Below are 19777 nucleotides of genomic sequence, written 5' to 3'. Positions count from 1 at the left end.
CTGGGTTCGGTGGACTTCGCTCTCGCTCGTCCACCCTACTGCCGGGATGATGAACAGTGCCGAAAGCTGCTGCGTCATGTCGGCGATCCAGACACGGTCACCAGACGCAAAAAGTCGTCGTAGTCACGGATGTATTCGTTCGACTCATAGTCATGCGACGCGAATACCCCAAGCACCGCATCCGCGGAGAAGCGGTACTGGATTCCCCAGACCAGCGGCGGGATGAGCAGACCGACGCCGGGGTGATCGAGTCGGATCTCCTGTCGTTCCACGCCGTCATCAACCACAACCGAGAGAGCGCCGTTGAGGGCGACCAGAAACTGCGCACATTCGCGATGAGCGTGCTCGCCGCGCACGTGATCGTTCGGGACATGGTAGACAAAGAAGACGCGCTTCGGTGAAAACGGCAGATGCCGATCGAATTGGGCGACCATCAGATCGCCGCGCAGGTCATTGAAGACCGGCAATTGCACCAGGCTGCATCCCTTGACCGCGAGCGCGGGCAGACCGTCGACGGCAAGGCGGCTTGTCTCCAGAACGGATAGAGTGCCGAGCCGCGCCCGCTTGGTCTCTGACGCCGACTGATATCCGATGATCTGCGCCGGGTTGCCGGCAACGACGGCGTTCGGCGGAACCGACCGCGTCACGACCGCACCGGCACCGACCATGGCACGTTTCCCGATCGTCAAGCCCGGCAGGATGGTCGCATTCGCGCCGATCGAGGCGCCGTCCTCGAGCGTCGTTACCGCAAAGCTGTCCGGATAGCGTTTGGACCGCGGAAACCGATCGTTGGTAAAGGTCGCATTCGGGCCGATGAAGACATCGTCGCCCACCCGAATCCCGTCCCAAAGCTGCACGCCGCTTTTGATGGTGACACGGTCACCGAGACTGACATCGTTCTCGATGAAGACGTGATCGCAGATGTTGCACTCGCTGCCGATTTGCGCGCCCGGAAGGACATGCGAAAAGGCCCAAATACGGGTTCCCGTGCCGATCGTGCTGCTTTCGCAGATCCCGGCAGGATGAACGAAATAGGCTTGCTCAGTCATCGTCTTGACTCGTCTCTCGGCCGGGAAACACGCATTCATCGGAAATCAGGCTCAAGGGGCGATGCTTCGTATTCTCCAAGGTCCGCCAGAGATAGCATCCCATCAAGCCCTGCGAAAAAAGCGTGATGCTCCCCATAACGAGGATCGTCAACATCACCGGGGTGTAACCGGCAACCTCGATGAATCCCAGCATCTTCGCGATCAGAATGAGTACAGACAGAAGCAGGGAGAAGACAATCCCGAGGATACCCGTCCACAACAAGACCATGACCGGCAGATCGGAGTAGGAAAAGATGCTGTCCAGCATGTAATTGAAGCGACGCTTGAACGACCAGGCACTTTTTCCCTTCGCCCGAGCGCGCCGGCTGTAGCTCGCGAACTTGCGGCGGAAACCGACCCAAAAGAGCTGCGCCACCAGCGAGCTGTTGCTCTCCTCGATCGACAGCAGCGCATCCCTGACCTTGCGATTGCAGGCGAAGATATCCACCCCGCCTCTCGGGACATCGGGCACCACGAAGCGCCGATAAAAGCCCCAGAACAGATTCGACAAGAACATCGAGGATCGACTGTCGTTGCGCTCGGCGCGGTGGCCGAAGACCACATCCGCCTCGTCCCGTTCGAGCGTGCGGAAAAAATCCAGGATCAGCTCGGGCGGCTCCTGAAGATCAGCCGCCATAGCGGCGAAGTGCGCGCCCCGTGCATGGACAAGCCCCGTTCGGATGGCCGCGAAAGACCCGAAGTTGCGACTGTGAAACAGCACACGCGCCGGAAACGCACAGCCTTCGAGACCGGCCCGCAGCCTGTCTCCGGAGCGGTCGGGTGATCCGTCGACGACGAAAACGACCTCCGTGACACCCGCCAGGGACTGCGTGAGCTGCCCGAGCACCGGGAGAAGATCCGGAATGTTCTCCTCGTTCCGGTACACCGGGATGATGATGGAGCGATCGATTGACTGAGGCATGGGCTCAACTCGCCGAGGGCAGCGACGCGAGTGCGTCGCAAACAACCGTCAACTCGGACTCTGAAAGATGGGGATAACAGGGCAGCGTCAGGATCCGCTCGACCGCGTCACGACTCCTCGCCAAATCGCCGGTGCGCATCGGCAGATCCCGCCAAGCCGGCTGGTCGCAGTCCAGGGTCGGATAATGGATATCCGTCTGAACCCCATGACGCTTGAGATGATCCGCCGCGGCGGCACGATCCGGACAGAGGATCACCGCGAGATGTCCAACCGAGGCCGCTCCTTCGAGCGCGCAGAGTCGGTAGCTCGACGGCAATGCGGCCCGGTAGCGCGACAGGACAGCGCGGCGCGACGCGGTGATGGCATCGAGATGTCCGAGTTTAATCGTGAGGATGGCGGCCTGCACCTCGTCCATCCGGCTGTTGCGCCCGTAAGGCACGACACTCCTGTACCGACTTTCCCAACCGTATTGAGCAAGCAACCGGACCTGACGCGCGAGATCCTCTCGCCCCGTGACCACGGCACCCGCGTCGCCGAGCGCACCGAGGTTCTTGGACGGATAGAAGCTGAAGGTGGAAAGGTCGCCGAGACTGCCGCCTCTGCGCCCCGGATCGCCGACACCATGCGCTTGCGCGCAGTCCTCGACGATGGCGACATCCTCGCGTCCCGCCGCGGCGAGGACGCGACGCACGCCATCGACATCGCCCAGATTGCCGTATAGATGCGTCACCACGACGGCCTTGACCTTCGGCGACAGCAGGGCGGAAACGTCCTCCGGATCGATCGTCATACCCGGAAGCACGATGTCGGCATAGACAGGCACGGCCCCGATGATCCGACAAGCGATCGAGGTGTACCCGCCCGCATTGGATACCGTGACGACCTCGTCCCCGAGCCCGACGCCGACCGCGCGCAGCCCGAGCTCAAGTGCATCGGTCCCGTTCGCGACCGGGATCACATGCTCGACGCCGACAGACTCCGAAAAACGCTGCACGAAGGCTTCGGTTGCCTTGCCGAAAAGCCAGCGCCCGCTCCGTAAGGCTTCGAGGACCGCGGCCTCGATCTCCGAGGACAAGGCTTCGTATTCGCGCGCGGGTTCGTTGATGTTGATCAAGGTCAAAGCCCTATGGATAAGCGACAAAGCAAGGGCGCGATTCGGCCACACAACCCGCCGAATGCCCTGCAAGACTGCCGTGGGACCGACCCGCCCGGCAAGTCGGCAAGCATAACATAGCCCGATTGCCAGACCTTCATTCGAGTAGGCTCAAATACTGATCGGCAATCGATTTCCAATCCGAACGTTCGACGATGTCTTTCGCGCGCCGCGCCATCGCCGTTCCCTCTTCGGGGTGCTCGAACAATCGAATGATCGCATTCGCCATACCGTCGAAGGTATCTTCGATGAGGATCTGCGAACCGTTCTCGGCGGGGATCCCCTCGACCCCTTTCGAGGTGGTCACGACCGGTATCGAGGCGGCGAAATATTCCAAGATCTTCATCCGCGTTCCGCCGCCTTGCTGCAACGGAACCACGGCCAAATCCCCGCTCTTGAGATAAGGCGCGAGCTCATCGACCGAACCGGTAAAGACGACATCCGGATCGATCGCTTCGAGAGGCGCCGCGGGTCCGATGGCAAACACCTTTGCCTTCCAGCCCCGAAGCCTCAATCGCGGCAAGATCTCTGTCGCGAGCAGACGGACAGATTCGAGATTCGGCGCGTAACTGTAAATTCCGTGGTATAGAATGATCCGCGTATCCGCGGGCACCCCATAGGTATCGCGCAAGCTGAACGCATAGCTCTTCTCGAACGCACCGAGATCGACGCCATGCGGAATCACATGCACCTTGTCCGGAGCCACGCCGTAACCGATGAGCAAATCCCGATCCGGCTGCGATACCGCGATGACCTTGTCGACCTGATTGCAAAGCGTGACCTCCTGATCGCGAAGCCACTCGTAGGTCTGCGCCGATACCTCCGGATATTGGGTCTGGATCCGATCGCACTCGACGTTGTGCTCGACCAACAGGGTCTTTCCGCGAAGAAGATGCTTCGCCCAGACACACGCCTGTGCGTAGGCCGGAAACTCCGCCTGGTACAGGACGATGCGATAGCGCAAGGCGATATACATGAGACGAACGAAATAACCCCAATCAAACAGCGCTTGGTAGATGTAGGCCTCATTGATCGGAATGCCCGTTCGCAGCAGCCATTTTCTGAACACCATCCCGGAGACCCCGGAGAGCCTGATCGGCAGCGGAAAATATTTCTCCGTAGCACTTCCGTTTCTGAACTCGTAATAGCGGCCCCAGTCAGCCGTAATCAGAAAGACCCCGTCGACGAAGTGCGAGAGGCCCCAAGCGGTTCGCTCGATCTTCACCGCCGCGCCGTGATTCGTCGGAAAGACATCCTCACGACTGACGATCGCGACATAGCGACCCTTGCGATCAAACCATCTGTCCCGCGACGAGTCAGCCGCCCGCAGGGCATATCGACCCGACTCCAACGCGAACTCCTCGCGCGGTCCGGGACGCTTCCATCCGCGCCGATAGACGCTCGCGACGGCACGGAGGAGCAAACCTTTGAAGGTCACCAGTTTCCGGGCGACGTTTCTGACCGGTTGAATGAGCCGCCAGCTTGCGCTCCCGAGGACATCCTCCAATTGCGCCTTCAGACTCTCCCCATCCCGGCGCAAATCGGCGATCTGTTTGTCGCGGATACGCAGTTGATGATCCAGCTCGCTGACCTGGTGATAAAGATCCAACGCCAGTTTCTCGGATCCACGAAAGAACCAATCATCGGTCTTTTCCGGTACCTTCGGGTCCCGAAGATATTCCACCAAAGGGACAATCGTCTTGAGATAATGGTAGCGCTCTTCGACCAATCGAATGGCATTGGCGGATTTCCGATCGTAATCGAGAGGATTGTTCGAGATCGTTTCGAGCAGCGCTGGCAGTTCGTGCGGACCCTCGATGACCCAGCCGGCGTCATAGTCGTCGACCTGTCGGGCCAACTCCAGCGTGTGGTTGCAGATCACGGGCAGCCCGCACCGAAGAAACTCGATGGAGCGGAAGGATGCGCTGAAATCCCGCTCGATGTTGTAGTCGGAGAGCTCGATACCGATATCGCACTGCTCGCTGAACAACCGCTCCATGTCACCGTAAGGCAAAAGACCGACATGTTGGAGCGTCGCGTCGTATTGCCTGTCTTCATTCGCGGAGACCGCACTCTCGGAGTCGGCTGCGCTTTCGTGAACATAGCCGCCCGAGAGCATAAACAAACGCCCATTCATCGCACTTGCCTCGGCAAGCGTCGCGCGTATTGCATCCGTATAACGCTGGCTCATACGCCAAGGCCAGGACACGCCGCCCGTCACGATGACCCAGGGATCCGTCGGATTTGCGCGACGCCGCGGCAACAGGGGCTCCGTCGAGATCGGGATGATATCGATGGGCGCCCCGAAGCGGCAATCGAATCCGGCCAGAATGAGCCAGGGCATCAGAAACTGACGCTGCCGCTGGGTGCCGCAGATAAAGCGACTGGCTTTGCGATACAAGGCAAGCATCTTGCTCGCGTGCAGGTTCACGTCCTGATGATCCTGAAAAAGCGCCTCGAGGATACGCGGTGCGATGATGTCCGCGATCAGCGGGATCTCGTAATCGTCGGGGAAATGCTCCAAGAACTCCCAATAGCCGACCAGGATCGCTTGCGGCTTCACCTCGCCGATCAGCTCATGGAGTTCGGAGCGACTCTCGAAGAAGCGAAGATCGCTCGAAGCGGCATCCGATTCATTTAGCTCTTCATCCGAAGCCAAATCCTTGGGATAGGCGAAGGTGACATCAATACCGTTCTGGAGAAGCCCTTTACCGAAATAGTGCGCTCGAACCGCGTTTCCCGACACGATTCGATCGGCCCGAAAAGAAGCGGCATGCGTCACAATCAACACTCGCATGATAAATCCGTCGTAAATGAACTGAAAAAAGTCGGAAATTTCCTTAAAGAGCATGCCGGAAATGCCAAATCGTGACAAGCCAGCACCAAACCTTGCTCATGAGCCGGCCAGTAGGTTGGACAAGCGCAGCGCAGTCCACCAGTGCCGGCGCCTGCCTCGGTGGACAGCGCTGCGCTTGTCCACCCGACGGATGCGATCGGCGAACGAGCCGTTTTTGTGATCCATGCCTGCCGGGCGCGTGAGGCCGCCGGTCGACCTGCGATGCAGCAACACCGCCTCAAAGCGCATCGCTTCGCGCGCCGATGCCGTAGAATAGCGGTATCGGAACAACAGCGAAGCATCACGATGGAAAGTTTTCGCGGTACGACGATTCTCTCGGTTCGGCGCGGCGGCAAGGTCGTGATCGGCGGCGACGGGCAGGTCTCGCTCGGGCAGACGGTCATGAAGGGCAACGCGCGCAAGGTTCGCCGCCTTTTCAAAGGCCAGGTGATTGCGGGGTTCGCTGGCGCCACGGCGGACGCCTTCACGCTCTTCGAGCGCTTCGAGGGCAAGCTGGAGAAGCACCAGGGGCACCTCACCCGGTCCGCCGTCGAGTTGGCGAAGGACTGGCGGACCGATCGCATGCTGCGTCGGCTCGAGGCGTTGCTCTGCATCGCCGATGCACAGACCTCGCTCATCATCTCCGGAACGGGCGACGTGGTGGAGCCCGAGAACGACCTCATGGCGATCGGGTCCGGCGGGTCCTTTGCTCAGGCTGCGGCTCGCGCTCTGCTCGAAAACACCGAACTCTGCGCGCGCGAGATCGTCGAGAAGGGCTTGAACATCGCCGCGGACATTTGCATCTATACCAATCACAATCTGGTACTTGAAGAACTCAACACCGACCGGTGAAGCCTGGCCATCGGGCTTAGACCGAGCCGCTTGCCGGAGACCGGTATCGATGACCGCAAAGACGATCGACGCGCGCAGCGTCGACGACCCTAACCGCGTGTCGACGGCGATCCGCAACGCAGCCTCGTGAGGTCACTCCTCCATCCAACCGGTCGCTCGGCCCGGGCGACCCTCTCGACGGACAGTGTCCCCGCCTGAGATAAGAAAACAGGTCGACGCGAGAAAACTCGAAATTTCGACGTTTTCCCAAGAGAATCGACGAGTATCGATTTAAGACACGCAAGACCGTTGCGCGTGGCGGAAGCCCTGAGTTTTGCACACGGACGGTGAACCCATCGGGCGCTGAGTTGGGCGCTGGCGACCAGCCCAATCCGCACTCGCGGCACCCTCTTCGGGCGTCGATCGCTCTACCCAAAGTTGGCCGGGCGGACGCTCGGCGCTCCATCCGGCATAGGCGCCCGGTCGACCGGGTCCGATCATGCCTTCCTCTGTCCCTTCCGCCCTTTCGGCCGGATCGGCTCCTCAGTGGTCTCGCTCCCGTCTTGAGCCTTCCAGCGGGCTACCCGGCTTCGCAGATGCTCCAGATCCGCGACGAGCTCGTCCTGCCGCTTGCGCAGGCGGGTGTTCTCGTTCTCGCCGGCCTTCAGATCGCGGGTGAGCCGATCGACCTTGTAGGCGAGGGCGTCGTTCTCCTTGTTCAGCCGCGCGACCTCCTCCAGGGCGTCCGCCAGCTTGCGATTCAGCTCCTCGGCGCGCGCCTCGCCCTCCGCGTCACGTGCCGGGATAGCCGGCGCTGCGGCGAGCTTCGCCTTCTGGCGCTCCCGATAGAGCCGCTGGCGTTCCGCATTACTCTTTGCCGTGCCGGTGGGCGGCCGCCCGCGGCGCCGGTCGTTGCTCATGAGTTCCACGACGCGCGCGGTGTAGCTGTCAAGCGCTGTGTCCGTCGCGGAGGATGTGTCGTTGTTGTTCGGCGCTGGTTTGCTCATGGCGATTCGTTCTGCTTAATCGATCGTAGCTGAATTATTCGTTACGTGACGATAAAGTCAAGGCCATGACCGATGCAGCGGGTTCAAAAAGTCGCGCCGCGGCGCGACTTTCCCCGGAGTCTGATTTATATAGATCAATTGGTTACGCGAACGGCTCGCAAAAAAGTCGCGCCGCGGCGCGACTTTTGGTGCGGCTCTGGTTATCCGCCAAGCGCCTCCAGGCGGCTCAGGTCGTCGCTAGGAATGCCCTCGCTCCATTCGATCTGAATGATTTCGCGCTCAAACTCGTGAAGCGGCCTGCCCCACGCGCTCTCCAGCGCCTGCAGCGCAACGTCTAGCGGAGTCGTGGCCGCCTGCGGATCTCTCGCTGTCATGAGCTCGTCGGCCCGTGCGAGGCCGACCTGCTCGTAGAGTCGAGCCATTCGGAGCGTTGTGGACAGCAGCTCTTCAAGGCTCTGTTGGTCCTTCTGTAGCGCCAGAACATCTCCTGGGTACTTCTTTACGGCTTCGCGCCTCGCCTCGTAAGTGCTCAGTTGCTTTCGGATGTTGTGGGCCGCCTCGTTATGGGCGTCGACATTCTTCCGCGCAAGTACGAAGGCGATGAACGACCCGCGCACGGCCGGGTCGCTGCCTCTCGGCGACTTGGCGATGAGGTTATAGAGCAAGGCGGCGTGCGTGGCGAAGGCGCGCCCGCTGAGTTTCTGGGCGCTGCTGCGGCCGCTCGCGAGGGCCGTCACGACCTCGTCAAAGATGTCCATGTCAATGCCGGTTTGGGGCTGCCCGCTCTTTCCAAGCAGCAGGTAGTCGAGTGACAGCCCGCGCTCTTCGGCAAACAAGCAGATGCTCTCGTACGGGATCGTCTTTCGGCGCCTGGCGTTTCTGACCCCGCCCGGCGTCAATCCGATCGCCCTGGCGATCGCCGAGTCGGTTGGTGCATCCGCCGCCTGCGCGACGCGATCCAGAATCTGTTCGATGTCCATCTGAGACGTACCTCTAATTTTTCGCCTGCGTAGCTACGTACTGGCTTGCGAACTTCGTTACTGTGGTTTAAATTAGTCTCGTCGATATCTTTTCGGTTAAACGAGGAACCACAGTATGCCAAAGACCATCTTTCCGGTCGGCGAGCGCCTCTATTTGGAGGTCCGGATCGGATTCCTCCGCCGCGAACAAACCCTGTCCGGGTGGTGCCGGGAGCGCGGGATCGCGCCCTGCAACGCGCGGCAGGCGCTGATCGGTTCGTGGCGCGGCCCGAAAGGGCAGGCGCTGAAGAGCGAGCTGATCCAGGCATCCGGTGTCGAGCCGTTGGTGGTTGTCCCGTCCGACACCGACAGTCTGGCCGAACCCGGTCAGGCCGGCCAGTAGCACGGCCGCCGTCTTTTTGGGCCTAGCCATGTCGCGCACTCGCAATCGCCAACCGACCAGTCTCAGGCACGCCATGGAGCTGTGTCTGGGGCATGCGCGGGAGCGGCGAAACATGAGCGTCGACCGCGTGGCCGATGCGATGGGTCTGGCCTCCAGGTTCACTTTGTACAAGTGGCTCGAGTCCGGGCGCATGCCCGCGGTCCTGATCCATCCGTTCGAGCTCGCATGCGGCGCGACGTTCGTCACCAGCTACCTCGCCGCATCGGCGCACAAACTTTTGATCGACATGCCAACGGGTCGAGCCGTCGACGGCGACGACATCGCCGGGCTGCATGGGTCGTTTGCGTCCGCGGTCGAGGCGCTGGCGGGTTTCTACGGCGGACGGTCGGATGCCCCCGCCACGCTGGGCCGTCTTCTGGAGCTGATGCAGACGGTCGCTTGGCATCACGGCAACGTCGAGCGGCACAGCCAACCGCAACTTGATTTCGAGGTGAGTCCTGATGAGTAACCTGAATTCCGACGCGGCGCGGATCGCCGCATCGCTGGCCGGCATGACTCCGGCGAACGCGGCCCGGACGCTGGCACAGGCGCAGATCGCCGTCCTGTCGGGCGCGATCGATGACGAGATGCTCGCTCGCCGCCGGACGCGTGCGCGCCGCCGGGGACGAAAATTCCTTTTCGAGATGCGCCCGGAGGTCGCCGAGGCGGCGCTGGAGCTGGCGCACGGGGATGGATATCTGACGATTACCGACATCGCCGCGGAGCTGCGCAAGCGGTTCGGCGATGTCGAGGGACTGAGCACCTCGGCGACGGGTCGATGGCTGGCCAAGGTCTCGTCGTGACCGCGCCCGCCGAGCTGCAGACGCTGGCCAACGGGCTCGAGGTCCTCGAGGCGCTGTTCTCCCATGACTTCCGCGGCCGCACGGTCCGCGAGCTGGCGTCGGCGACCGGGCTGGACCCGTTGGCGGTGCGTCGCGTGGTGCGCACGCTGGCGGGTCGCGGATGGGCGATCGAGGCGCCGTCGGCTACGGGCTCGAAGGAAGCGGTTTGGCGAGTGGGCGACAAGCTCTCGTTGATCAGCGAGAGCTACCGGCGGCACATGCTGCGCCGGCTGCGCGCCTTGGAGGATGAGTTTCAGGCTGTTACCGGAGAGGATCTGCGATGAACGACCCCGTCACGATCGATCAGGATGCCCGCGAGATGCGGGTGGTGCAGAACGAGCTTGAGTTCAACGAGGCTCGCGACCTGCGTCGCGCCGAGGATGAGCATGCAATCGCGAGATACACCATGGGGCGCGATGAGTGCGTCGGCCTCATCAATCAAATGCTGGTCAAGTCTGCGTCCGCGAGGTTGTTTGAGGCGAGTCTCCTGGCTGACCTGCGTCGCGTGAAGGATGATAAAGCCTACCGCCATGCGATGGGTGCGCCCATCACGCTCCCGGACGGCCGCACAGTGAACGCGGGCACGTGGGAGGGCTTCTGTCGGGCGATTGGCTGCAGCGCGCGCGCTCTCGACGAGCGCATTTCGATGCTGGATCAGTTGGGACCGGAGGCGTTTGACGCGATTCAATCCGTCGGGTTGGCTCGGCGTCACGTTCGACAGATCCTGGCGCTGCCGGATGCCGAGCGAACCGTGGTGATCGACCAAGTCGAGGTTGCCGTCGGCGACAAGGATGCGATCGCCGACCTGGTTGAAACCTTGGTCGCACGGCATGCAACGGAGAAGGGGCGTGTCGAGCGGGAGCGCGACGAGGCCGTCGCAAAAGCCGAGAAAGAGCGTGACGACGCCGCAAGGGCGCGCGAGCGCGTGACGGCTCGCGACCGGGAAATCGACGACCTCAAGCGGCGCCTCGAGGGCGCGGGTGGTGGCGATGAGCCCTTGCGGTTTCTCGAGGAGGAAAAGCAGGCCCTCGCTGCGCTGTCTCGCCTGCTCCCCGAGCGTCTGGAGGCGTGCGGCCCGGAATCTCGCCAGAACGCGTTCCACGTCGCTCGACTGATCGCAAATAGAGCCGAGCGCATTGCCGGCATGATCGTGGATGTCTACTCGGGAGACTTCTCTACCGACTTGGCGCCTGAGCCCGAAGAGTGGCCGGAGTATGACCGCGCGGCGGCGGCGATCCGTGCGCAGATGCATCCGCGTACCCGGGAGGATGCGCTGAGTGCGCAGGCGCCGTTCATGCAAGATCCCGAGGGCGAGCCCCCGGGTAGCTCCGGAAGTCGGTTTCTCGAGGAGGTGCTCTCCACCACGGACCAGTCAGAAAATACCGGTCTGAGCTGAGGGCCTGTCCATGTCAAGGAGGTCGTCTACGTTATCCCCCGAGGCCGAGTTCGAGATCCTGCGCGATTTCAATGCGGGCGACGACGCCAGAAAGGCGGTCATCGCGAAGTATCAGGCGCTGGGCTATAGCGCCAAGACGGTTTACCGGGTTGCGAAGGATTTGGGCTGGGATAGCGGGCGGAAGCCCCGCGCCGACCGAGGAACAATCCGGATCCCCGGTGTCGATGATGCCGCGATCGAAAACTGCGCCCTGGTGCAGCTGGAGGCGACGCGCAAGAGAACGGGCAAGGGGCTGATGTGCGCGGAAGACATCATTACCCAGATGGCGCTGAACGGGCATGAGGAGTTCCTGGGCATGACTCCGAGCACGCTGAATCGTCACCTGCGCCGCCGGGAGCTCGATCATGCCAGCCTGACGGCCGGCAACCCGGCCACCGCGATGCGGAGCACGCATCCGAATCAGATCGGATTTCTCGATGCGTCGATCTGCGTTCAGTGGGACCTGAAAGGCAGCGCCGGACGGATGGTGTCGCGAGACATGGAGCGCTCCTTCTACAAGAACAAGCCGGGCTACTGGAAGACCGTGCGAAAGGTTCTTGTTCGGTGGCTTTACGTCGACCACTTCTCCGGGGCGTTTTGGGTTGACTACACCTATGCGGGCGGCGAGAACACGGCCGACATGATCAGCTTCCTGCTCGACGCGTGGGCGCCGAAGCGCGATCCGGAGCGCTATCCGCTCCAGGGCGTGCCCGAGATGCTCGGACTTGATCCGGGTGCCGCGAACATGTCCCACGAGACGCAGAACCTCTGCAAGCGTCTCGGGGTGACGATAGAGAAACACGCCCCCGGCAACTCGCGCGCCAGCGGCGTCGTGGAGAAAGCTCATTCGTTTTGGGAGCAGCGCTTCGAGTACGAGCTGCTGCTCAAGTTGGCCGACAGTCTGGAGGATCTGCGGGAGCGCGCCTGGGATCGCGCGCTCTACCTCAACAGCAATCTGAAGCATAGCCGTCACAAAACAACGCGGTTCTTGAAATGGAACGAGATCAAGGAGGGGCAGTTGAAAATCCTGCCGCCGAAGGATCACTGCATGCGCCTGGCAACCGGCCGGGCCGAAGAGCGTGTCCCGAACGAGCAGTTGCGCATCAGCGTGGACGGCACCGAGTACCAGTTGTCTGCGCCGGCACGCAAGCGCCGAAAGGTCATGTTCGACCGCGACCCCTGGAACGTTGGCGAGCTGGCCAACGTGTGGGTGGAATTAGAGGGCGGTGTGCGTGATCCAGTGCCTTGTCGGCGGATCGTAAAGGACGGCGCCGGCTTCGATGAGACGGCGCCCGTCTACGGAGAGGGTCGGTATCGGAGCCATCCGGATACGCCGGCCATGACCTTGAAGAAGCTCTCGCCGGATGAGCGGGCGGCACGTCTGGGAGGGTTCGAGCCCAAGCCGACATCGGTCCTGGTGCCCGATGTCGTGCACATGCCCAAGCGCGGCACGCCGATGACGCCCGAGATCCCCGCGGCGCCGCCGGTGCCGGCGGTGCATGTGCGGCGGCAGGTGCGCGAGCGGCTCGGCCTGGAGCGGCTGACTCCGCAGCAGGGCGACATGATTACGGGGCTGCTGGCCGGCCGCGAGGCGATCACAGAGTCGGAGCTTGACGAGCTGATCGCGCAGTTCGAAGCCAATCTCAAGGCGACGGAGGGCGGTGCGAGGGTGTCGGTCCTGCGCGTCGTCGGAGGAGGAGGGATGCGATGACGAAGGAGGTTCGTGACGTGAAGAACGTCGTGGTGCGAAAGCGCGTCCGGGCGTGGGCGCAAGAGGGGGCCGGCAACGCCCCCGATACGGGCGTTGCCGGCGAGAGTCGAGAAGATGCAACCAACTCAACCGTGGGAAACCATAGCATGCCGATGAACCATCTTAAAGAATCCCTGGAGCCTGAGCACCTCAGGCACTTCGGGCTCGCCGCGGATCCGTTCTTCGATCTCAACGACCCCGGCGATATCTGGCGGAACGACCGCCTGAAGCTGGTGCGTGCGAAGCTCGAGCAGGCGATCGAGCACCAGGAGATCGCGGTCGTCACGGGCAATTTCGGGGCCGGCAAGAGCACGATCCTGAGGCATTGTCTCGGGGCGTTGGCGCGGCGCGGGCGGGTGCGGATCATTACTCCGGACCGTCTGAATCGGCGCGAAATGACCGGCGACATGTTGACAGCCGGGATCTTGGACGAGCTGGCCAGCGATGAGCGTAGGCCCCGTGAGGTGGTCAAGCGCGACCGCCTCGCCAAACGGTTGTTGAGTCAGGCGATCGAGCGCGGAGAGCGGCCGGTCCTGGTGATCGACGAGGCCCACGATCTGCGCGACCAAGTGATCATCAGTCTCAAGCGGTTGTGGGACTCCGGGCTATTCTTGCGGACGCTGGCGATCGTGTTGGTCGGTGCCGGCGGTAAGGACGAGGCCGGGCGCTCGTGGGGGTTGCGCTGGGAGCTGGAATCCAATCCGGATCTCAGGGAGTTCTCGGAGCGGACGCGTCTGATCGATCTGGGGCGCATGGTCGACGACCTGCCGGACTATCTGGCGTGGCGGTTCGGGCGCGTCGGGGTGGAGCTCGGGGCGGTGTTCGAGGGGCTTGCCGTCACGGACCTGGTCGAGCGCGCGCGCACACCCCAGCTGCTCAACACGTTGGCGGTGAAGGCAATGAAAGCGGCATACATCGACGGCCATCGGCGGGTCATGGCGCATCACGTGGGAGCCGTGCACTGATGGCCGCGACGACACGATTCGACGCAATGACCGATGCCGCGGGTTCGCGGCCAACAACAAGGAGTGAGTGTGTGACGACGACTACGACGATTGATTCCGACACCATCGGCGCAGCAATGGGGGCGCCTCGAGCGGAGGTGCACGCCCTGGCCGACGCGGAGCGGGAGATCTGTGAGCTGATGGGTATTGACCCTGCCGACTACGTGCGTCGCCGTGCCGCGGCGTCGGCGTCGGCGGCCGAGGCCGTGCGCGTCTCCGGATGTCCGCCCCGCGAAAACGAGCCCTCGGGGCGTTGCGCCGTCGAGGTCGCCCCGTCGCAAGGGGCTGACCCCGCGGCGGGCTCTCCGGGCCTCCCCGAAGTTCATGACACGTTTCCGAACAGCGGGGCAGGGTCTGGGTTCGCGTCGAGCGCTCGCAGATTGGTCCGGGGCGTCTTTTTGACTCTGAATCGAGGTATCAAGTAATGAAGGCTCAGCCCATGACCGTTGAAGAGTTCCTTGACATGAAGAACAGCGACGCGGGACTCGGCATCGTCCTCGATGACGTAGCCCGCGAGAACGGCATGCTCCGCTACTTGAGCGGTTGCATGCATGAGGACGAAGATGAGCAAGGCGACAAGTATTGGGCCGTCGAGGATTTGGAGTCGGCCCTCGCAGCGTACGAAGAATACTTGACTGACTAGCCCAGCTGTTGTTTCCCATCCTGATCCGCAAACCACCGGCAGTTTTTGCAGGAAGTATTCCACCGGTGATGTCATTTTCCGGTGAGGCAATGCGGTAGGCGCGGAGCGCGGATGTCCCGCACGCTTCACCGGCGTGCATCCTCGCGGTCGTCCCGGCACAATCGCCTCACCCTCCTCCACATGAGAAGGCCCGCCACGGGTGCAACCGTGCGGGCCGATGGCCGGTGCAACTACGCTTCGAGTGTCATCTCACCGGCGCGGACTACGTTACGCAACAAGGCTGGTTGAGCGCAACGCTTCCGTGCTGTCCGCTGCATCCGCATGGCGATTGCGGCTTTGCGCGTCACGGCACCTATGAGCGCGTCTCCCCGCCCGGCACGCGGGTGGCGCGCTGGTACTGTCCCGAGGGGCATCGCACCTTCAGTCTGCTCCCCGACTGTCTGGCGGCGCGCCTCTCGGGCACCTTGAGCGAGGTCGAGGCGGTGGTGCGTGCGGCCGAGCAGGCGCCGAGTCTGGAAGCGCTGTGCAAGCACCAACGTCTGGACATCGAACTGCCCGGGGCGTTGCGCTGGGTCCGTCGGCGTGTGCAGGACGTGCACGGCGCGTTGCATCGTATCAAGGGTGTTCTCGGGGACACGTTCGCGAACGTGGCGCCGACGCTGACGGCGTTCGCCGACCACCTGGAGGTGGAGCCGGTTCTGGTGGCGTTGCGCGGGATCGCCGCGGCCTGGCTTGACGTGCTGCCCAAGCCGCTCGGATTCGCGCCCCGGCGCCGCCGGGGCCGCAGTGCGCTCCCCCGCCTCCAACACCGTGCGGGGCCTGACCCGCCGGGCTGCCCGGCGTAGGGTCGGCGGCGCAGGCAAACCGCCTGCGTGATCCGGAGCGCCCGTCCATGACCGATCCGCAGACCGATCTTCAGCACGACATCGCCCTGTTTCGCTACGGGGTGATTGCCGAACTCGTGCAGTGGCCCAAGGAAGAGAAAGGCCTCTACGAGGCGATCCAGACCAAGGCCGAGCGCGACTACGCCATTCCGGGCAGCACCCGCACCCGGGTCGCCGCCGAGACCATCCGCGATTGGCTCAAGGCCTATCGGCGCGGCGGCTTCGAGGCCCTTCTGCCCAAGCCGCGTGCCGATCGCGGTCAGGTGCGCCGCCTGCCCGCGAACGTGGTCGAGGCGCTGCTCGCCGCCAAGGAGGCCAACCCGCAGCTGTCGGTGCAGTTGGTGATCCGCGCGGTGCGCCGGCGCCCCGAGGTCCCGCCCGATCTGCCGTTGCCGCCCTCCACCGTGCATCGCCTGCTCGCCCGTCATGGCCTGATGGACACGGCCAAGACGGCGAGTCAGACGCAGGACCGGCGCCGCTTTGCCTTCGAGCAGGCCGGGGAGCTGTGGATGAGCGACGTCATGCACGGTCCGGCCGTGGTGGTCGGGGAGCGGGTCAAACGCAAGACCTACCTGATCGCCTTCATCGACGATGCGACCCGGGTGATTCCCTACGCGAGTTTCGCCCTCTCGGAGAACACCCGGACCTTTCTGCCGGTGCTCGCGCAGGCGATCCTGCGCCGTGGCTTGCCGCAGAAGCTCTATGTCGACAACGGCGCCAATTATCGCTCCAAGCAGCTGGCCCTGGTTTGCGCCAAGCTCGGCATCGCGCTGATCCATGCCCGGCCCTATCAACCGCAAGGCAAGGGCAAGATCGAGCGCTGGTTCAAAACGGTCCGTGCGCAGCTGTTGACCCGGCTGACCGATGCCGATACCGCCAGCCTCGCGGCGCTCAACCGCCGCCTCGCCGGCTGGATCGAGGGCGAGTATCACCACACCCCGCATCGCGGCCTGGACGGCGCCACGCCGCTCGAGCAGTGGGCGCGCACCGGGGCCGCGGTGCGCTTTCCCGAGCCCGGCCTGGACCTGGCGGATCTGTTCCTGCACGAGGCGGTGCGCAAGGTGCAGAAGGACCGCACGGTCAGCCTCCACGGGGTGGTCTACGAGGTCGACGCCGCCTTGGTCGGGGAGAACATCACCCTGCGCTACGATCCGGACGCACCGCCCGAGCGGCCGATTCAGGTCTGCTTCGAGGGCCGCGCGCACGACCCGGCCCGTCCGGTCCAGACGTATGCGAACTGTTTCGTCAAACGCGATCGTCCCTCGCGCACCTTGGCCGTGGACGGACCGGTCCCCGAGCCCGCACCCTCGGCGCTGCGCCTGCGCGAACTGCCCGAGGCGGATGCCGACACCCTGGAGGGCCGCTGATGTACCGCAAACACTTCGCCCTCACGGCCTTTCCCTTCGATCTGACCCCGCCGCCGGATGCGCTGTTCGCCGCCGCCAGCCTCACCGAGGCCGCCGCACGTCTGAAGCATCTGCTGGAGCTGCGTGCCATCGGCCTGATCACCGGCGAGGCCGGCTCGGGCAAGACCACGGTCTGCCGCAAGGTCGCCGCCGATCTGCATCCGGGACTCTATCGGGTGTTCTACATTCCGCTGTCCACCGGCAACGTGATGGACATGTACAAGACCATCGGCTGGGAGCTCGGCCTGCCGGTGGAGCGCAACCGCGCGGCGGCCTTCCGCACCATCCGCACCGAGATCACCCGCTTGAGTCTGGAGGCCAAGCAACGCCCCGTCCTGATCATCGACGAGGCCCATCATCTGCGCAACGAGGTGCTCGAGGATCTGCGTCTGCTCACCAACTATCAGATGGATTCGGAGAATCGCCTGTGTCTGCTGTTGGTGGGACTCACGGAGCTGCGCCGGCGCTTGAGCATGGCGGTGCACGAGTCGCTCGCCCAGCGCATCGTGGTACGCCATCACGTGACCGGGCTGACCCGCGAGGAGCTGCCCGACTACCTCGTCCACCGTCTGCGCCTGGCCGGCTGCGAGCTGCCGCTGTTCGAACCACCCGCCGTGGAGGCGCTGTTCCAGGCCACCCGCGGCATGCCCCGCAAGGTCAATCGTCTGGCCCACTACGCGCTCACCGGTGCGGCCCTGGAACAGGCCCGCCAGGTCACCGCCGAGCACGTGCAGACTGCCCGCGAGGAGGTCGCCCCATGAGCCGGCTCCCCGAACCCTTCACCATCCTCCTGCCCGAGGACTGGACGCCCGAGCAGGCTTGGGCCGTCCAGGATTGCTTGGATGAACTGCTCGTGCAGATCCAGGCGCGCTACGGAGCGGCCGTGCAGCAGTGGCTCTACGGCGAGGACACCGATCCGGATCCGGACCCGCCGCCCGACGCCGTCACCCAACTGGACCTCTTCGAGAACGACTTCGACGATCCGCTGCCCTTCTGAGCGACCCTTGCCCGGCGGGTCGCCACCCGCCGGGCACCCTCCCTACAGGCGCCCGACCCGGGCGCGTCGAACACCGCCGCGACGCACTCCACACACCGCCTTCGCGCTCCTCGGGCTCCTCGCACTCCTCCACCTGCCGACACTGCGCCACCGGGGTGATCAGTGCGGGAAAACCGCGAGCATTCCGCGCGAAACAATTCGGGAATCGGCCGGTGAAATAAAGCGAGCGACAACACCAGCCGCCCGGCTCGACCGGGCGCGCCCTCCCCACACCCGGTCCAGCCCGGACCATCAATGACTAACCTCGCTTATTCGAGGCGCCCTCCGCCTCCCCCTAGGATGTCGTTTAACGGCGGTTTTAATCCGCCGTGACACCAATCGACACCTTCAGGGGACCCCGATGAGCAAGCGATCCACACCAAGCCAATCTGCACACCAGCCCGTGGTCGAGCAGGTCGAGCGGCGCGCCAGCGCGCTCGCCGCTTTGACGGCGGCCCGAAGCGAGCGCGCCGAGGCGTCGATGCGGCTGACCACGCACCAGCGGCGACTGGCCGACGTGCGCAACGAGATCCGCGGCAAGGAGGCCCGTCCGGACTACGCCAACGACCTGACCCGGTTGCGCCGCGAGCAGGAGACATTGGCGCACGACGATACCGCCCTGCGGGAAGCCGTTGCGCGCTGTGACGCGGCGATTGCGTCGGCGGAGGAAACCATCCGCGAGGTCGATGCCGACTGCGGGGACGCCGAAGCGGCGGCCGCAGCCGAGCAGCGCACGCTCGAGGCCGCTCGGACGGAGGTCGCCCGCTTGTCGGGGATGATCGCGGAATCGCAGGACGCGCTCGGTGCGGATGATGCGCCCGATGCGGAGCTCGCCGGCTTGCGTCGTGAGCGTGAGGACGCCATGGCCGCAATCGCGGCCGGGTCCGGAGAGGCGACTGTTCTAGAGGAATTGAACCGGCGGATCGCGGAGCGCGAGGGGGTGATTGCCGACGCGCTCGCCGCCGCCGAGACCGACCTGGACGAGCGCTCGCAGACCCTGCGGGGACTTCGCCGCCGACTGGCGGAGGTTGAGAGCGTGGTTTCAGCCAGTGAAACACGGCTGCGGCTCCTGCTCGACCAGGTGTGGTGGCGTCGGGTGGCTGCAGCGCGTGAAGAGTACGCCGCCTCGGTCGCTGCGCTCGGCTCGGCGCTGGCGCGCCTGATGATCTATGACGGGCTGTTGTTTGCTCAGGGTCAACGACCCGCGCCGGTGGCTACGCCGCAGTTGCTCGGGCGGCTCCTGGTGCCGGGTCTGCGGGATCCGTCGCGGGTGTATACGGGCCTTGAGGCCGATCCTCATGCACTGGATCGCGCTGGGCTTGACGTGCTGCTCGAGCAGGCGCGCGAGGAGGTCCGCCGCGAGCTGGCCGAGGTCGGGCTGACGCTCTAACGATTGAAAGCCGTCGGACCCGTCGGGGGGTTCGGCGGCAGGGATCCCGCCGACGGTCCCCGGCCTTGTCGAGGGTCGCCCCCCGCCGGCACACCAATGAAAGCGCCTCCTTCGTCTCCGGAAGGTGGCGCAGGGATCCGCCGACGGTC

General features: G+C 64.0%; 20 protein-coding genes. 14 read left to right on the top strand and 6 right to left on the bottom strand.

Annotation, left to right across the window (positions count from 1 at the left end; translation table 11 throughout):
- Positions 1–74: 74 nt before the first annotated feature.
- From BDD21_RS09405 to BDD21_RS09390, 4 genes are all read right to left on the bottom strand, one after another.
- The gene (locus BDD21_RS09405) at positions 75–1049 is read right to left on the bottom strand and encodes a WxcM-like domain-containing protein (RefSeq protein WP_120796956.1); all 975 of its coding nucleotides are present in this window, start codon (positions 1047–1049) and stop codon (positions 75–77) included.
- The gene (locus tag BDD21_RS09400) at positions 1042–2010 is read right to left on the bottom strand and encodes a glycosyltransferase family 2 protein (RefSeq protein ID WP_120796955.1); all 969 of its coding nucleotides are present in this window, start codon (positions 2008–2010) and stop codon (positions 1042–1044) included. The genes BDD21_RS09405 and BDD21_RS09400 overlap by 8 nt, the downstream gene beginning before the upstream one ends.
- 4 nt (positions 2011–2014) lie before the next feature.
- Complete coding sequence (locus tag BDD21_RS09395; protein WP_170164724.1) at positions 2015–3124, bottom strand: DegT/DnrJ/EryC1/StrS family aminotransferase; 1110 nt, start codon at positions 3122–3124, stop codon at positions 2015–2017.
- Between the two features lie 136 nt (positions 3125–3260).
- Positions 3261–5909: a glycosyltransferase gene (locus BDD21_RS09390; RefSeq protein ID WP_170164723.1), complete on the bottom strand. Its 2649-nt coding sequence runs from the start codon at positions 5907–5909 to the stop codon at positions 3261–3263.
- Between the two features lie 396 nt (positions 5910–6305).
- Between BDD21_RS09390 and hslV the strand changes: the two genes are divergently transcribed.
- Complete coding sequence (gene hslV, locus BDD21_RS09380) at positions 6306–6851, top strand: ATP-dependent protease subunit HslV (protein WP_120796951.1); 546 nt, start codon at positions 6306–6308, stop codon at positions 6849–6851.
- A 476-nt stretch (positions 6852–7327) separates the two neighbouring features.
- Here hslV and BDD21_RS09375 read toward each other — a convergent pair whose 3' ends face one another.
- Both BDD21_RS09375 and BDD21_RS09370 read right to left on the bottom strand, forming a co-directional pair.
- Complete coding sequence (locus BDD21_RS09375; protein WP_120796950.1) at positions 7328–7837, bottom strand: hypothetical protein; 510 nt, start codon at positions 7835–7837, stop codon at positions 7328–7330.
- 200 nt (positions 7838–8037) lie between these two features.
- The gene (locus tag BDD21_RS09370) at positions 8038–8817 is read right to left on the bottom strand and encodes a helix-turn-helix domain-containing protein (RefSeq protein WP_120796949.1); all 780 of its coding nucleotides are present in this window, start codon (positions 8815–8817) and stop codon (positions 8038–8040) included.
- A 115-nt stretch (positions 8818–8932) separates the two neighbouring features.
- On the opposite strand from BDD21_RS09370, the gene BDD21_RS09365 reads away from it, so the two are divergent.
- The 13 genes from BDD21_RS09365 to BDD21_RS09300 all read left to right on the top strand — a co-directional run bounded on the left by BDD21_RS09365 (position 8933) and on the right by BDD21_RS09300 (position 19628).
- Positions 8933–9199, top strand: a complete 267-nt coding sequence (locus BDD21_RS09365) for a hypothetical protein (protein ID WP_120796948.1) — start codon at positions 8933–8935, stop codon at positions 9197–9199.
- 190 nt (positions 9200–9389) lie between these two features.
- Positions 9390–9707 carry a hypothetical protein gene (locus tag BDD21_RS09360; RefSeq protein WP_211335016.1) on the top strand — a complete coding sequence of 106 codons (318 nt, stop codon included), beginning with the start codon at positions 9390–9392 and terminating at the stop codon, positions 9705–9707.
- Positions 9700–10041: a hypothetical protein gene (locus BDD21_RS09355; RefSeq protein ID WP_120796946.1), complete on the top strand. Its 342-nt coding sequence runs from the start codon at positions 9700–9702 to the stop codon at positions 10039–10041. Before BDD21_RS09360 ends, BDD21_RS09355 begins: the two co-directional genes overlap by 8 nt.
- Positions 10017–10364 (top strand): helix-turn-helix domain-containing protein, encoded by a 348-nt coding sequence (locus tag BDD21_RS09350; RefSeq protein ID WP_120796945.1) that lies wholly within the window; start codon positions 10017–10019, stop codon positions 10362–10364. The genes BDD21_RS09355 and BDD21_RS09350 overlap by 25 nt, the downstream gene beginning before the upstream one ends.
- Complete coding sequence (locus BDD21_RS09345) at positions 10361–11476, top strand: flotillin family protein (RefSeq protein ID WP_120796944.1); 1116 nt, start codon at positions 10361–10363, stop codon at positions 11474–11476. Before BDD21_RS09350 ends, BDD21_RS09345 begins: the two co-directional genes overlap by 4 nt.
- 10 nt (positions 11477–11486) lie before the next feature.
- Positions 11487–13226, top strand: a complete 1740-nt coding sequence (locus BDD21_RS09340; RefSeq protein ID WP_120796943.1) for a DDE-type integrase/transposase/recombinase — start codon at positions 11487–11489, stop codon at positions 13224–13226.
- The gene (locus tag BDD21_RS09335) at positions 13223–14230 is read left to right on the top strand and encodes an ExeA family protein (RefSeq protein ID WP_120796942.1); all 1008 of its coding nucleotides are present in this window, start codon (positions 13223–13225) and stop codon (positions 14228–14230) included. Before BDD21_RS09340 ends, BDD21_RS09335 begins: the two co-directional genes overlap by 4 nt.
- A 502-nt stretch (positions 14231–14732) precedes the next feature.
- Entirely contained in the window at positions 14733–14912 is a 180-nt protein-coding gene (locus tag BDD21_RS09325) for a hypothetical protein (protein WP_147431035.1), read from the top strand.
- Positions 14913–15136: 224 nt separating this feature from the next.
- On the top strand, positions 15137–15757 hold the full coding sequence (locus BDD21_RS09320) for a hypothetical protein (RefSeq protein WP_120796895.1): 621 nt from the start codon (positions 15137–15139) through the stop codon (positions 15755–15757).
- Positions 15758–15804: 47 nt separating this feature from the next.
- Positions 15805–17163, top strand: a complete 1359-nt coding sequence (locus BDD21_RS09315; protein ID WP_120796896.1) for a DDE-type integrase/transposase/recombinase — start codon at positions 15805–15807, stop codon at positions 17161–17163.
- Positions 17163–17963: an ExeA family protein gene (locus BDD21_RS09310; protein WP_120796897.1), complete on the top strand. Its 801-nt coding sequence runs from the start codon at positions 17163–17165 to the stop codon at positions 17961–17963. Before BDD21_RS09315 ends, BDD21_RS09310 begins: the two co-directional genes overlap by 1 nt.
- Positions 17960–18199, top strand: coding sequence for a hypothetical protein (locus BDD21_RS09305; RefSeq protein WP_120796898.1), 240 nt, complete (start codon positions 17960–17962; stop codon positions 18197–18199). The genes BDD21_RS09310 and BDD21_RS09305 overlap by 4 nt, the downstream gene beginning before the upstream one ends.
- Before the next feature lie 400 nt (positions 18200–18599).
- Positions 18600–19628 carry a coiled-coil domain-containing protein gene (locus BDD21_RS09300; RefSeq protein ID WP_147431033.1) on the top strand — a complete coding sequence of 343 codons (1029 nt, stop codon included), beginning with the start codon at positions 18600–18602 and terminating at the stop codon, positions 19626–19628.
- Positions 19629–19777 lie beyond the last annotated feature (149 nt).

It is taken from the genome of Thiocapsa rosea (genome assembly GCF_003634315.1).
Lineage (GTDB): Bacteria > Pseudomonadota > Gammaproteobacteria > Chromatiales > Chromatiaceae > Thiocapsa > Thiocapsa rosea.
This window is presented reverse-complemented; position numbering and strand designations above follow the sequence as displayed.

Coding starts and splice junctions, on each gene's coding strand:
- BDD21_RS09310 (WP_120796897.1), top strand. CDS start 17,163: ATGTACCGCAAACACTTCGCCCTCACGGCCTTTCCCTTCGATCTGACC.
- BDD21_RS09315 (WP_120796896.1), top strand. CDS start 15,805: ATGACCGATCCGCAGACCGATCTTCAGCACGACATCGCCCTGTTTCGC.
- BDD21_RS09355 (WP_120796946.1), top strand. CDS start 9,700: ATGAGTAACCTGAATTCCGACGCGGCGCGGATCGCCGCATCGCTGGCC.
- BDD21_RS09375 (WP_120796950.1), bottom strand. CDS start 7,837: ATGAGCAAACCAGCGCCGAACAACAACGACACATCCTCCGCGACGGAC.
- hslV (WP_120796951.1), top strand. CDS start 6,306: ATGGAAAGTTTTCGCGGTACGACGATTCTCTCGGTTCGGCGCGGCGGC.
- BDD21_RS09340 (WP_120796943.1), top strand. CDS start 11,487: ATGTCAAGGAGGTCGTCTACGTTATCCCCCGAGGCCGAGTTCGAGATC.
- BDD21_RS09350 (WP_120796945.1), top strand. CDS start 10,017: ATGGCTGGCCAAGGTCTCGTCGTGACCGCGCCCGCCGAGCTGCAGACG.
- BDD21_RS09405 (WP_120796956.1), bottom strand. CDS start 1,049: ATGACTGAGCAAGCCTATTTCGTTCATCCTGCCGGGATCTGCGAAAGC.
- BDD21_RS09335 (WP_120796942.1), top strand. CDS start 13,223: ATGACGAAGGAGGTTCGTGACGTGAAGAACGTCGTGGTGCGAAAGCGC.
- BDD21_RS09345 (WP_120796944.1), top strand. CDS start 10,361: ATGAACGACCCCGTCACGATCGATCAGGATGCCCGCGAGATGCGGGTG.
- BDD21_RS09370 (WP_120796949.1), bottom strand. CDS start 8,817: ATGGACATCGAACAGATTCTGGATCGCGTCGCGCAGGCGGCGGATGCA.
- BDD21_RS09325 (WP_147431035.1), top strand. CDS start 14,733: ATGAAGAACAGCGACGCGGGACTCGGCATCGTCCTCGATGACGTAGCC.
- BDD21_RS09400 (WP_120796955.1), bottom strand. CDS start 2,010: ATGCCTCAGTCAATCGATCGCTCCATCATCATCCCGGTGTACCGGAAC.
- BDD21_RS09360 (WP_211335016.1), top strand. CDS start 9,390: ATGCCCGCGGTCCTGATCCATCCGTTCGAGCTCGCATGCGGCGCGACG.
- BDD21_RS09305 (WP_120796898.1), top strand. CDS start 17,960: ATGAGCCGGCTCCCCGAACCCTTCACCATCCTCCTGCCCGAGGACTGG.
- BDD21_RS09365 (WP_120796948.1), top strand. CDS start 8,933: ATGCCAAAGACCATCTTTCCGGTCGGCGAGCGCCTCTATTTGGAGGTC.
- BDD21_RS09300 (WP_147431033.1), top strand. CDS start 18,600: ATGAGCAAGCGATCCACACCAAGCCAATCTGCACACCAGCCCGTGGTC.